Annotated in this window: 8 protein-coding genes and 2 pseudogenes; 5 read left to right on the top strand and 5 right to left on the bottom strand. The window is 74.2% G+C overall.

The features are described from left to right. Positions 1 to 61: 61 nt before the first annotated feature. Entirely contained in the window at positions 62 to 997 is a 936-nt protein-coding gene (locus ACIA6T_RS05910) for a LysR family transcriptional regulator (RefSeq protein ID WP_399445336.1), read from the bottom strand. 133 nt (positions 998 to 1130) lie between these two features. Between ACIA6T_RS05910 and ACIA6T_RS05905 the strand changes: the two genes are divergently transcribed. The 4 genes and pseudogenes from ACIA6T_RS05905 to ACIA6T_RS05890 form a co-directional block, all read left to right on the top strand. Beyond that, on the top strand, positions 1131 to 2375 hold the full coding sequence (locus ACIA6T_RS05905) for an MFS transporter (RefSeq protein WP_399445335.1): 1245 nt from the start codon (positions 1131 to 1133) through the stop codon (positions 2373 to 2375). A 663-nt stretch (positions 2376 to 3038) separates the two neighbouring features. Then, on the top strand, positions 3039 to 5630 hold the full coding sequence (locus tag ACIA6T_RS05900; protein WP_399445334.1) for an MXAN_6230/SCO0854 family RING domain-containing protein: 2592 nt from the start codon (positions 3039 to 3041) through the stop codon (positions 5628 to 5630). Between the two features lie 158 nt (positions 5631 to 5788). Further along, positions 5789 to 6396 (top strand): annotated as a pseudogene (locus ACIA6T_RS05895) (histidine phosphatase family protein); the annotation flags it as partial. 238 nt (positions 6397 to 6634) lie between these two features. Next, positions 6635 to 6727, top strand: a pseudogene (locus ACIA6T_RS05890) (VOC family protein); the annotation flags it as partial. Positions 6728 to 6923: 196 nt separating this feature from the next. On the opposite strand, the gene ACIA6T_RS05885 reads toward ACIA6T_RS05890, so the two are convergent. Next, complete coding sequence (locus tag ACIA6T_RS05885) at positions 6924 to 7805, bottom strand: alpha/beta fold hydrolase (RefSeq protein WP_399445333.1); 882 nt, start codon at positions 7803 to 7805, stop codon at positions 6924 to 6926. Between the two features lie 155 nt (positions 7806 to 7960). Here ACIA6T_RS05885 and ACIA6T_RS05880 point away from each other — a divergent pair, with 155 nt between their 5' ends. Then, positions 7961 to 10018, top strand: a complete 2058-nt coding sequence (locus tag ACIA6T_RS05880; protein ID WP_399445332.1) for a BTAD domain-containing putative transcriptional regulator — start codon at positions 7961 to 7963, stop codon at positions 10016 to 10018. 192 nt (positions 10019 to 10210) lie between these two features. Here the strand turns inward: ACIA6T_RS05880 and ACIA6T_RS05875 are convergent, their stop codons facing one another. From ACIA6T_RS05875 to ACIA6T_RS05865, 3 genes are read right to left on the bottom strand one after another with little or no spacing between them, the layout of a single operon-like run. Beyond that, a complete protein-coding gene (locus ACIA6T_RS05875) occupies positions 10211 to 11626 on the bottom strand; it encodes an FAD-binding oxidoreductase (protein WP_399445331.1) in 1416 nt (471 codons plus the stop codon). A 53-nt stretch (positions 11627 to 11679) separates the two neighbouring features. Further along, positions 11680 to 12396, bottom strand: coding sequence for a CoA transferase subunit B (locus tag ACIA6T_RS05870; protein WP_399445330.1), 717 nt, complete (start codon positions 12394 to 12396; stop codon positions 11680 to 11682). Further along, positions 12393 to 13175: a CoA transferase subunit A gene (locus ACIA6T_RS05865; protein ID WP_399445329.1), complete on the bottom strand. Its 783-nt coding sequence runs from the start codon at positions 13173 to 13175 to the stop codon at positions 12393 to 12395. The genes ACIA6T_RS05870 and ACIA6T_RS05865 overlap by 4 nt, the downstream gene beginning before the upstream one ends. Position 13176 lies beyond the last annotated feature (1 nt).

Genomic DNA, 13176 nt, shown 5'->3' with positions numbered 1-13176 from the left:
CCGTGCCCGCTTCACATCGCGCGTCCTTCGTCCACGACAGGGATCGAGGGCGCGTCGGCGTTCAGCGCGATGTCACCCAGCCGGGTGTCCAGGTCCCGGTGGTGTCGTGGCCGGCCGATGTGGCGGCGAGGTGGGCGCGGAGCACGGCCAGTGCCGGGTGGGGGTTGTCGCGGTGCCACAGGAGCGAGTGCGGATAGACGGGGGTCGGGTCGGTGACCGGGATGCGGCGCAGGTCGTGGCCGGCGGGCCAGACGAGGCGGGTCTGCTCGCTCATGAGGGTGGCGAGGGCCGGGGTGTCGGCGACGGTGTCGAGGAGCGCGTCGGAGCCGAAGTTGGGGCCGGTGGCTTCGATGGTGAGGCCGAACTCGGCGACGAGGTCGTCGTAGTAGGCGGCCCACTCGGTTCCGGGGACGATACCGGGCATCCAGATCCGGTGCCCGGCGAGCTGTGCGAGGGTCACCGAACGGGCGCCCGCCAGTGCGTGGGCGGGGCCGGTGAGGAGCTGGAGCGGCTCGTCGAGCACCCGGACCGACTCGATGTCCTCGGGAAGGGGCCGGCCGGGCATGCCGACGGCGCGGAAGGACGCGTCGATCGTTCCGGACCGGAGGGCGGCGACGGCCGTCTCGATGTCGAACAGCCACACCACGTCGAGGTCGATCTCGGGACGGGCACGGTGGAAGGCGCGCATCAGACCCGACGCCGCGCCGCGCGAGGCGATCACGTCGACGCGCAGCGGACGGCGGCCGGGGCGCACGGATGCTCGCGCGCGCTCGGCGACGCGCAGCAGTTCGCGTGCGTGGGGCAGGAACGCCTGCCCGTCGATGCTGAGCCGGGCGCCGCGGGCGGTGCGGGTGAACAGCCGCACGCCGAGGTCGCGTTCCAGCGCGGCGATGCGCTTGGACACGGCCTGCTGGGTGACCGCCAGCTCGGCGGCAGCCTCCTGGAACTGCCCCGCGTCCGCGGCGGCGACGAAGGTCCGTACGGCGTCGAGGTCCACGCCGACACCCTAAGGCCACAACCGGTGGTTGTGGTCCGTGGTTCCTCCGGTTGTTTGATCCCTGGCCACAGCCCTCGCTTGGATACTCCCGGTCGCGGATCGGTTGTGCGGGTGAAGGGCAGGGGGACCGGGCATGAGGAGCGGACACCGGCTGGGGCGGCAGTTCGGATGGCTCTGGGCAGCGTACGGGACCAGCGCGCTCGGCACCTGGCTCGCCTTCGGCGCGTTCCCGCTGATCGCCGTCCAGGTGCTGCACGCCGGACCGGCCGAGGTCGCCGCGCTGTCCTCCGTGGGGGCCGCGGTGGGCGCGGCCGTGGCCGTGCCGCTCGGCCCGTGGATGGAGTTCCGCCGCAAGCGGCAGGTGCTGATCGCGATGGACCTGATGCGGTTCGCGGCGCTGCTGACGGTCCCCGCCGCGTTCGCGCTCGGCGCGCTCACCTTCCTTCAGCTCCTGTTGGTCTCGGTCGTCGTCGCGGCGGCCGACATCACCTTCCGCGCTGCCTCCGGCGCGTACCTGAAGAACCTGCTGCCGGCCGAGGACCTGCTCGTCGCCAACGCCCGGTTCGAGTCCACGGCCTGGACGGTCACGATCGCCGGACCGCCGCTGGGCGGTGCGGCGATCGGGCTGCTCGGTCCGGTGGCGACGGTGGTGGCCGACGCGGTCAGCCATCTGCTCTCGGCTCTGGGCATCCGCGCGACGGGCGGGCACGAGCCGCGCCCCGGGCGCCGGGAGGCCACACGCATGCGCGCCGGGGACCTGCTCGACGGCTGGCGGTACATCCTCTCCGACACGGCCCTGCGTCCGCTGTTCTTCAACACCACCCTGTTCAACGGCCTGGTGATGGCCGTCCAACCGCTGCTGGCCGTCCAGATGCTCGGACAGTTGGGGTTCGCACCGTGGCAGTACGGCCTCGCCTTCGCCGCGCCCTCGATCGGCGGGCTGCTCGGAGCACGGCTGGCCCGGCCGCTCGTCACCCGGTTCGGGCAGCACCAGGTCCTGGTCGCGACCGGGGCGCTGCGTGCCGTCTGGCCCATCGGCCTGGCCTTCCTGGGGCCGGGCACCGGCGGACTGCTGCTGGTGATCGGCGTCGAGTTCGGGCTCATCCTCTGCTGCGGGGTCTTCAACCCCGTCCACGCCACCTACCGCCTCCAGCGCGTCGCGACCGACCGGCTCACCCGCACACTGACCGCCTGGGCGGTGACGACCAAGGGCACGACCGCACTTCTGACGGCCCTGTGGGGCGTGCTGGGCAGTCTGCTCGGTCCGCGCACGGCCATCGGACTGGCCGGCGTGTTCCTGCTGGCGACCCCGCTGCTGCTCCGCCGCCGCGAGGAGACCCTTCCCTCCGAACCGAAGCCGTCACGGAACCGAGCCTGACGGTCCGCCATGGCCCTTGCGCGATCGGGTCGCGCCAGCCGGCCGGGGCGTGGGCCGGGTACGCCCGAGCCCACCTCCGCGGAAAGAGGCCGACGACCCCCGCAGGCGCGCCCACGGAAGCAGGCACGCCTGTGGACGACCTTCGGGACCCCCGTGCGTCGGAGGGCGGTCCGCTCTTCGACCACGAGTTCTCCGACTGCGCCTACGACGAAGCCTTCGCCCCCGGCCGGGCCGGCGTCCCCCGGCACGACCCGGACCCCTCCGACGACAGCGCCACCTCCGCCTTCGGTACACGAGCCGCTCCGACCACGACGGCACCGTCCGACGGCACGCTCCCCGCCGCGGGCACGGCCCACACGGCACTCCTCGTCACGGCAGGCGCCGGAGCCCTGCTGCCGGGCACCGTCGTCCTCGTCGGCCGGCGCCGCGGGCGCTCCCACCGACACCGCCGCAGGACCGGTACGGGAAGCGGCGCACGGTTGCCCGGCGCTCACACCGAGGGGGGACCGTTTATTCGTTTGGCGGTCGCGCACGCGTGTGATGGGATCGGGTGCGACGGGGGCGGCTCCCTGACGCGCATCCTTCTCACCTTCTCGAAAAGACCCAGCGCGCCCACTCTCCGCCCCCGTTCCCCTGTCCCGGTCGTCGTGGAGGGTTCCCCCGTTGCTCGCTGCCGAGTCCGTACTGCTGCGCCGTATCCAGACCGTGTACGTGGACGGGGCGTTCGCGTCCGGCGGCGGAACAGGACCGGCACTGCGCCGGCTGGAGGCCGAACTGCTCGGCCGCGGCCACCTTCTCTCCTCCCGACTGCACGCGGCGCTCGACTCGCTGACCTCCGAGGAGCTGGCGGTCGCGCACACCCGCCTGGTCGGGCTGACCGACGGCCTGCTCGGCTCCGACCGCACCCACGTCCCGCTCTTCCGCCGGTTCCCGCGCACCGTGCCGCGGAACACCGAGGCGCTGTACGTGGACCGGGTCTTCGCCTACCTGCTGCAACAGCCGGAACAGCCTTGCGTGCTGTGCGGCGAGGCGCGCACGGTGTTCCCCGTCTCGCCCTGCGCGCACCTGGTGTGCCGACTGTGCTGGGACGGGTCCGACTACGCGGGCTGCCCGGTGTGCCACCGCCGTATCGACGCCGACGACCCCTTCCTGCGGCCGGTCCGCGCCGTCGGCGCCGCCAAGGCACCGGTGCCCGGCCCACTGCGGCTGCTGCGCCTGGGCACGGACCGGGCCGCCGACGCCACCGCCGTGGTCGACGCCCTGCTGGCCCGCCGGACCCCACTCTCCCCGCAGGACCGCGACGACCTGCTGACACTGCTGCCCCTCACCCCGGCCGGCCAGGGCCTGCTGCCCCAGGACATCCCGGTCCGGGAGACCAGGGCAATGGTGCTGGGCGCGCTGGTGCGCGAGGCGCCGGACGGCCTGCCACCGCGAAGACTGCTGGCCGAGCGGCTCACCACCGCCACCGACGTGCTGCGGCTGCTCGCCGTGCTCTCCGGCGGTGACGCCTCACTGGTGACGCCGTCGCGGTTCACGAGCCCGCCGCGTCCGCTGCGCCGCGAACTGCTCTCGGTCCTCGACGACCTGCCGACGCCTTACCTCGTGGAGGACGTGCTGCGGCACCCCACGGAGTGGAAGCGGGCCGCGGAGATCCTGCACCCCTTCGAGCGGCACGCCCGGCATCCGCGCGCCGCCCTCGCCTTCGCGGTCCTGCGCGGCACCCCGGTGGATCCCGGTACCACGTTCGGCGCCGCCCTGCTGGAGACGGCCGCCGCGCACCCGGACGCCGTCCGCGTGGACGGCACCCGGATCCGCCCGGCCACCTGGGCCGGGCGACTGGAACAGGCGGTGGCCGAGGGCGACGCGGGCAGGGCCGCGGCCCTCGCCGGGGAGCGCCCCGGCGAACTGGTCCGCCGCCTGGACCTGCTGCTCCGCCTGCACACCACCGACACCCTCGAACCCGAACTCGAGAAAGCCCTCCTGCGCGGGCTGCCGAAGGTGGGCCCGGGACCGCTGCTGTCGGCGCTCGGAGCGCTGCGGACGCGTACCGAGGACCGCACCGGCCGCCGCCGCGTGTTCTTCCCGCGCGGGGAGGTCACCCGGGCCCTGACCGTTCCGGAGCGGCGGACTCCGCTGCCCTCCGGGCTGGTGACGGAGGCGGTCGCGCTGCTGCGGGCGGAGGTGCTGCGCCGGTTCGCCGCCGGAGAGCCGTACGAGCTGTCGGTGCTGGATGCCGGCCTGGCCGACCTCACCGTGCCGTTCACCGAGCGGTCCACAGCGAAGGCCCTGGTGGCGGTCCCCCGGGGCAGCACACAGACCCTGCCCGAGGGCGCGGTGCTGCGGCTGTTCCTGCACTGGACCGAACCCCGGGGCAATCGTACGGACCTGGACCTCTCCGTCGCGTTCTTCGACGCCGAGTGGCGGTTCACCGGACTGTGCGACTACACCGACCTGGTGTACGGCGCGGACGCCGCGGTCCACTCCGGCGACCTCACGTCCGCCCCCGCGCCGCAGGGCGCCACCGAGTACGTGGACCTGGACCTGGAGCGGCTGGCGGAGCGGGGGGACGTCTATGCCGTCCCGCTGGTCTTCAGCTACAACAACGTGCCGTTCGAGGAGTTGCCGGACGCCTTCGCGGGCTTCATGGCGCTGCCCGCACACGGCCCGCGGGACGCGTCCTACGATCCGCGCACGGTCCGTCAGCGCTTCGACCTGGCGGGCGACTCGCAGGTGTGCCTGCCGATGATCGTGGACCTGGGCCGTCGCAGGGCGCTGTGGACGGACACCCATCTGCCGTCGACGGGCGGCTTCCAGAGCATCGGCTCGCACGGCGGTGGCGCGCTGGCCACGGTGGCCCGAGACCTGTGGGAGCAGTTCGGCTCCGGCAGCCGGACCACCCTGTGGGACCTCGCGGTCTGGCGGGCGGCGGCGCGCTCCGCCGAGGTGGCCGTGATGTCCCGGGAACCGGAGCCCGTACTGCTGCGGTACCGGCGGCGTCCGGACGAGGACGTGGCCGCGTTCGCCACCAGGGTGTCTTCGACGGAGGACAGCGAGGAGCGTCGCCGGCACCCCGACCCCGACACGGCGATGGCCGAACTCGCCTCCGGCAAGCGGGTGTTCCTGGCGGCGGTCCATGGTGGCGTCGGGCCGGCGCGGGCATCGGGCACCCTCTACCGGCTGTTCCCCGGTCCCGGAGACGCCTCGGAGACCCTGGTCCGCGTGACGGCCGGCGACCTGGTCGCCGAACTCGGTTGAACCGGCGCCGAGGCCGGGGGCGCACGACCGGGTGGTCCGCCGACGGCGGCGTGGTCCCGGGGAGGGGCCTGTCTCTTCGAAGCGTGAAGGGAACCAGCGCCCGCAGGCACAGCGTCCGTTGATGCGCAAGAGCGCCGGCAGGCCCAGAGGAGCTTGAGATGACCGGCACCGCCGCCCGTTACCTCCATCTTGTCCGGCACGGCGAGGCGTCACCGGACGAGAGCGGTTTGACGGAGGCCGGCCCATGGCAAGCCACCCTGCTCGGCCGGCACCTCCGGGACATCCCCTTCACCGCTGTTCACCACGGCCCCTGCCGCGGGCAGAACAGACCGCACGCCTGATCGGCGACCAGCTGGAGAGCGTTCCTCCGCACGTCTCGGAAGCCGCCGGTGACTACGTGCCCTACCTACCGGAAAGGGTCGAACTTCCGTCCGAGTCCGCGGACTTCCCTCTCCGCTTCCTCACCGGTGCCGGCGACGAGGAGTGGAAGCGCGGACCCGAGCCGGCCCGCCGGGCGCTGGACCTGTTCACCGGGGCGGCGGACGGTGAAGAGGACCGGCACGAACTGGACGTCACCCACGACTTCCTGGTCGCCTGGCTCGTCCGGGACGCCATGCACGCGCCGAAGCGGCGGTGGCCCGGCCTCAACCACCGCAACGCGGCACTCACGGTCATCCGCTACGCGCCCGGCCGGCCCGCCTCCGTCCTCCTCTCCAACGACATGCGGCATCTGCCCACCGAGCTGCGCTGGACGGGCTTTCCCCCGAGCCGCACATCTGAAGGCCACCGTCGGGGCGTTGTCGTGTCTCGAGGCCGGCTTCCCCGCCGCACGGCCGGCGGCCCTGCCCGGCTGCCCGGACAGGGCCGCCCCTGAGAACACCTCGCCCGCGCTCGCCCCGTCCGTACGGTCGCAGGATTGTTCTCACTGCGGGATCCCATGAGGTTCGCGTGCGGCCTGCCCGGCGGGGCCCAGGCCGAGAGCAGGTTTCGTCAGGGCATGTCGTATCGGTGAGCTCGTGCTCGGTTGCCGCGACCCCGAGGTGCCGGCGTGGTTCCGGTGCGAGGTCCTGGACTTCGTCGTGCCCGAGGCGCCTGGGGCCCGTCCCGAAGCCCACGTACGTGCCGGCACCGGGCCGAGCGTGAAGCCGGCGTGCTCGTGCTGGACGGTCCCGGACCGGCCGCCACCCGGTTCCTCGGCATGGTCTCCGGTTACGCGCGCTGCCGTCGGCCAGGTCATGGCGCGATGACGCAAGCCGGGTACGTCGCCCGGGGAAGAGAACGGGGCGGTGGTCGTCAGCGGTCGTGGAGGGCCCGGATCTCGTCGGCGACCATGGTGGGGTCCTCCTCGGCCATGAAGTGGCCGCAGGAGACCGTGCGGTGCCGCAGGTCCCCGGCCCAGGCGCTCCACAGCCCCTGGGCGTGGTAGCCGAGTGCCGCGCCCCAGTCCTGCTGGAGGACGGTGACCGGCATGGCCAGCCGGTTGGCCGCCTCCCGGTCGGCGGTGTCGTGGTCCACGTCCACGCCGGCCGAGGCGCGGTAGTCGGCGACGATGGAGGGCACGGCCGCCGCGGACGCCGCGAGGTAGTGGGCGCGGACACCGGCGGGGACCGCGTCCGGGGAGTCGGTCCAGGCGTCGAGGAAGTGGCCGAAGAAGGCGTCGGCGGACGCCTCGATCAGCTGTTCCGGCAGTCCCGGGGCCTGGGCCATCAGATACAGGTGGAAGCCGACCGCGCCGGACACGCCGTGCAGGGCGTGCCACATGTCGAGGGTCGGCAGGACGTCGAGGAAGAGCGCCCGGGACACGGTGCCCGGGTGGTCCATCGCGGCGCGGAAGGCGACGAGGGCGCCGCGGTCGTGGCCGGCCAGAGCGAAGCGGTCGTGTCCCAGACGGGCGGCGAGACGGACCACGTCCCGGGCCATGGTGCGCTTGGAGTAGACGTCCGGGCCGCTTTCCGCGGGCTTGTCGCTGGCGCCGTAGCCGCGCAGGTCCGGGCAGATGACGGTGTGGTCGGCGGCGAGATCGGCGGCGACGTGCCGCCACATCAGGTGGGTCTGCGGAAAACCGTGCAGCAGCACGACCGGGGCACCGCTGCCGCCGACGGCGGCGTTCAGCGCGAGGCCGTCGCCGACCGGTACGCGGTGCTCGGTGAATCCGGGGATGCTCGGGTGTGTCACAGCGACTCCTGTGGCTCGTGGCAGAGTGGACGTCCCGGGCCCGGCGGTCCGGGTCGTCCGGGGACGTCACCCAGGCTGCGGGCCCCGGATCAGCGATCGATGAGTGGACACGCGGCACCCCCCGGGGACGGCGCCGCCCTCGAAGGGACCGTGCCGTGGGTGTGGAGTTCGGACTGCTGGGGCCGGTCGCCGCCTGGGACCCCGACGGCGCGCCCCTGCCGCTCGGCGCGCCCCGTCACCGGGAGGTGCTCGGACGGTTGCTGATCGCCCGCAACCGGGTGGTCCCGGTCGGCCGGCTCGTGGCCGACCTGTGGGAGGAGGAAACCCCGGCCGGCGCGATCGGCGCACTCCGCACCTTCGTCGCGGCGCTGCGCCGCGCCCTGGAACCCGGGCGTCCCTCCCGGCAGCCGTCGCGGCTGCTGGTCACCGACGGTCCCGGATACGTTCTGCGCGCAGGACGCGAGGCGGTGGATGCCTGGAGGTTCGAGGACGCGGCCGCGCGGGCCGCCGAGGCGCCACCGCGCGCGGCGGTCGCCCTGTGGGACCGGGCGCTCGCCCAGTGGCGCGGGCCGGTCCTGGCCGACTTCCCCGCCGCCGCGTGGGCCGCCGCCGAACAGGCCCGGCTGGAGGCGCTCCGCCTCGACGCGGTCGAACGGCGCGCCGACGCCCTCCTGGCCACCGGCGCCGCCCGGAACGCCGTCGTCGATCTGCGGGCCCACGTCACCGCGCACCCGGGGCGGGAGGACGGGTGGGCACTGCTGGCGACCGCTCTGGACCGGTCCGGCCGTCGCGGCGAGGCCCTGGAGACCCTGCGGCACGCCCGCCAGGCCCTCACCAGCGCGTACGGACCGGACACCGGAGCCGCTCTGGCACGCGCCGAAGCCCGCATACTCAGCGGCACCTCCGGCTCCGCGACCGAGCCGACCGGGGCGGCGGACGGCGTCTGGGACCGCACGGCCGCCGCGTGGGACCGCTCGGTGCCCGCCCGGTCCAGGGCCCGGCTGCACGCCACCGCCGGCCTGCTGCGAGACCTCGCGGTGACCGGCGCCGACGGTTTGCAGGAGGCGCGCGAGCACCGGCGCGAGCTGGTCGCCGCGGCCGAGACGACCGGGGACCCGGAGCTGGCCGCGAGGATCATCGGCTCCTACGACGTCCCGGCGGTCTGGACCCGGGCCGACGACCCCGCCGGCGCCGGCGAACTCGTCCGGACCGCCGCCCGCGCCGCCGCCCGGCTCGGCCCCGACGGACCGTCCGCGCTGCGGGCCCGGCTGCTGTCGGTCGTCGCCGTCGAGTCGCGCGGTGACGCCGCCGCGGACGCGCCGCTTCCCCGGGCGGCCGCCACGTCCGCCGCCGAACCGTGGCGGCTGCGCGCCGAACGCGCCGCCGAGGAGGCCGTCCGCCTCGCCCGCCGCCTCGGTGACCCCGCGGTGCTCGCGTTCGCCCTCAACGGCGCCTTCATGCAGTCCTTCGCCACCTGCGGATCGGCCGCCCGCCGGGACGCCCTCGGCGCCGAACTGACCCGGCTGGCCGTCGACCACCAACTGCCCGGCCACGAGGTTCTGGGCCGTCTCCTCCGTGTCCAGGCCCTCGCCGGTCTCGGCGACCTCGCGGCGGCGGACGCGGAGGCCGAGGAGACCGACCGGCTGGCGCACCGCGACGAACGGCCCCTCGCCGCGGTGTTCACCTCCTGGTACCGGGCCCTGCGCACCTGCGAGACCGACGGATGGCCGGCGGCCCGCCCCCGGTACGCGAAGCTCCTCGCGGAGACCGCGGGCTACGGCATGCCCGGACTCACCCGGGGAGCGGCCGTCCTCGTCGCGCTCGTCCCGTCGATGCGGGACGGCACCCTGCCCGACCCCGACGACTTCACCGGCCTCGACGCCGGCCCCTACCGGCCGTGGCTCGTCCCCCTGCTGCAGGCCGCCTCCGGCGCCACCGAGCGGGCCCGGCAGGCACTCGCAACGGTTCCCCGGCCACCCCACGACCTCCTCCAGGAGGCGCTCTGGTGCGTACTGGCCCGCACCGCCGCGGCCGTGGGACACCAGGAGGTCCTGCGCCGCGCCCGTGACGAACTCGCCGCCGCCGACGGCGAGTCGGCCGGCGGCGGCAGCGGCCTGGTCTCCTTCGGCCCGGTCGCGAGTCATCTGCGGGCCGCCGACGCGGCTCTCGGCGGCGGCGAGTTCGTCACGGGCGCGGCGGACGGCGGCGCGTAGGAGTGGTGGCCCGACCACCTTCTGCCCACCGCGCCGCGCGAACCCCGGGAGGCGACTTTCACCGGCGCGCGCAGCTACGACTCCACGACCCGTACGGTCGAGAGCCTCGGCGGTGAGTCCCACCCGCCGCCGTCCGGCTGAGAGGGCGGCCGGACGGCGGCGCCACATCCCTGCGGCCGGTCCACGTCACGGTCACGGACGGTGCGCGGCCGACCGGAAGAGGCCCTCCGGGTCGTACACGGCGCGGGTGTGCTCGAGCCGCTCCTCGTGCGAGCCGAACACCGCGCCTCCCAGCTCCCCGGCGTCCTCTCCGAGTCCCGCGAAGTTGACGTACGTCCCGCCGCTGGAGAAGGGCTTCATCGCGTCCCACGCCGAGCGTGCCCAGCCGATCGCGGTGTCGTCCAGCGCCGGGTCCCGCCAGCCGGCGTCGATGCTGACGTTGAAGCGTGCGGACCGGTGTGCGAACGCGCTGTCGTCGGGACCGACGCGCGCCACGGCGCCGCCCAGGGTGCGGACGACGATCAGGCTCTCCGGAGTCGGCCGCCTGGAGTACCAGTCCAGCAGGGTCCGGATGGCATCGTCGCCGAGGTCGTCCATGAAGTGCGACTTCATGAAGTACCGCTCCCCGTCGGGGAACCGCCAGGTGTTGGCGCCCTGCAACGCGACATAGGGCAAGGTTCCGCTCAAGTCGACCAGCGGTGGGCCCAGTTCACGTTGTGGGGCCAGCGCCGCCGCGGCGCCGTCCTCCGGCGGACCCCCGTGGACGGCCCCGACCATCACGCAGTTCGCCCGGTGCAGTTCGGCCGGGACCGCGGGGTCCGCGGGGACGCTCCACAGCAGCAGCTCCGGCGTCACCGTGTCCGGCGCGACGGCCGCGGCGTCCCGCCAGGCCCGCAGCACTTCCTCGGCACGCTCGTACGGGTGGAGGACCAGCACGGCGGCCACCTCGGGACCGAGCGGGTGGAGGTCGAACTCGAAGGAGGTGACGACACCGATGCCCCGGCCGCCGCCGCGCGCCGCCCAGAACAGCTCGGGCTCCTCCTCCCGGCTCGCGGTGCGTACCGTGCCGTCCGCGGTGACGACCGTCAGGGAGCGGAGGCTGTCACAGCTCAGACCGAACGTCCGCATCACGAAGCCGAAGCCGCCGCCGAGGGTGAGGCCGGCGATCCCGGTCGCCGAGATCTCCCCGCCCGGCGCGGCCAGACGGTGCAGTTGGGTCTCGCGGTCGAACTCGCCCCAGGTGACTCCCGCCTGGGCCCGAGCCGTGCGCGTGGCGGGGTCGACGTGTACGCCCTTCATGTGCGAGAGGTCGATCACCAGCCCGTCGTCGCAGACCGCGCTGCCCGCCACCTGGTGCCCGCCTCCGCGGACGCTGACGACGGGCCGGAAATTCCGTGCCGCGCGTACCGCCTCGACCACGTCCGCCGTGCCCGAGCACCGGGCGACGACTGCGGGGTGCCGGTCTATCAGCCCGTTCCACACGGCTCTGGCCTCGTCGTAGCCCGGATGGCCACGGTCGATCACCTCACCGTGCAGCGAGGAGCGAAGCTCGTGTGCCAGGGCCTGCTCCGGGACGGCCCTCTGCATGGCTGTTTCCGTGTCCGGCATGGGCGTCACCTTCCCCGGGTACGCGCTGCTGGCTGCCGCCGACGCTCCCCACGCTAATGGGCGGCCGGCCGGTCCGCACGCGGGCCGTCCCCTCCCGCCGAGTACCGGGACCGGACGCCCCTCGGGCACGCCGCGACGCCGTCCGTGCGCAGGGGTGCGGCGGTGCGGGCGGTGATGTCCTCGACGCTGGTGCCCGGGGCGGTCTCGACGAGGGTGAGGCCGTCGGCGGTGACGTCGAGGACGCCGAGGTCGGTGATGATCCGGTGGACGCATCGTTCGCCGGTGAGGGGGAGGGTGCAGTCCTCGAGGATCTTCGGGGTGCCGTCCTTGGCGGTGTGTTCCATCAGGACGATGACGCGGCGGGCGCCGTGCACCAGGTCCATGGCACCGCCCATGCCCTTGACCATCTTCCCGGGGATCATCCAGTTGGCCAGGTCGCCGGTCGCGGAGACCTGCATGGCGCCGAGCACGGCGGTGTCGATGTGGCCGCCGCGGATCATGCCGAAGGAGAGCGCGGAGTCGAAGAAGCTCGCGCCGGGCAGCACGGTGACGGTCTCCTTGCCGGCGTTGATCAGGTCGGGGTCGGCCTCGTCCTCGGTGGGGTAGGGGCCGGTGCCGAGGATGCCGTTCTCCGAGTGCAGGACGACGTGCACGCCGGGCGGGAGGTGGCCGGGGACGAGGGTGGGCAGGCCGATGCCGAGGTTGACGTAGGAGCCGTCGGCGAGCTCGGCGGCGGCACGGGCGGCCATCTGGTCGCGGGTCCAGCTCATGGGCGTACGGTCCCTCGTGTCGAAGACGCGGAAATCGTCAGGCGTTCGATGTGCTTGTCGGCGGCCTCGTCGGCGCTCAGCGCCACGATCCGCTGCACGTAGACGCCGGGCAGGTGGACCGCGTCGGGGGCCAGTTCGCCCGGTTCGACGAGTTCCTCGACCTCGGCGACGGTGACGCGGCCCGCCATGGCGGCGAGCGGGTTGAAGTTGGCGGCGGCGCGGCGGAAGACCAGGTTGCCGTGGTGGTCGCCGCGCCAGGCCCGTACGAGGGCGTAGTCGGTGGTGATGCCGTGCTCCAGGACGTGCGGGCGGCCCGCGAAGTCACGGGTCTCCTTGGGCGGGGAGGCGACGGCGACCGTACCGTCCGGGGCGTACCGCCAGGGCAGTCCGCCCTTCGCCACCTGGGTGCCGACACCGGCCGGCGTGTAGAAGGCGGGGATGCCCGCGCCGCCGGCCCGCAGCCGTTCGGCCAGTGTGCCCTGCGGAGTCAGTTCCACCTCCAGCTCCCCGCTGAGGTACTGCCGGGCGAACTCCTTGTTCTCGCCCACGTAGGAGCCGGTGACCCGGGCGATACGGCCGGCGGCGAGCAGCACGCCCAGGCCGCGGCCGTCCACGCCGCAGTTGTTGGAGACGACCTCCAGACCGGACGCGCCCTGCGCGTACAGGGCGCGGATCAGTACCTCGGGCACGCCGCTGAGGCCGAAGCCGCCGACGGCCAGTGAGGCACCGGACGGGATGTCGGCGACGGCCTCTGCGGCGCTGCCGCGGACCTTGTTCACC

Source organism: Streptomyces sp. NPDC051740, from assembly GCF_044453165.1.
In the GTDB taxonomy this organism is placed as follows: Bacteria; Actinomycetota; Actinomycetes; order Streptomycetales; family Streptomycetaceae; genus Streptomyces; species Streptomyces atrovirens.
This window is presented reverse-complemented; position numbering and strand designations above follow the sequence as displayed.

Coding starts and splice junctions, on each gene's coding strand:
- ACIA6T_RS05905 (WP_399445335.1), top strand. CDS start 1,131: ATGAGGAGCGGACACCGGCTGGGGCGGCAGTTCGGATGGCTCTGGGCA.
- ACIA6T_RS05875 (WP_399445331.1), bottom strand. CDS start 11,626: ATGCCGGACACGGAAACAGCCATGCAGAGGGCCGTCCCGGAGCAGGCC.
- ACIA6T_RS05870 (WP_399445330.1), bottom strand. CDS start 12,396: ATGAGCTGGACCCGCGACCAGATGGCCGCCCGTGCCGCCGCCGAGCTC.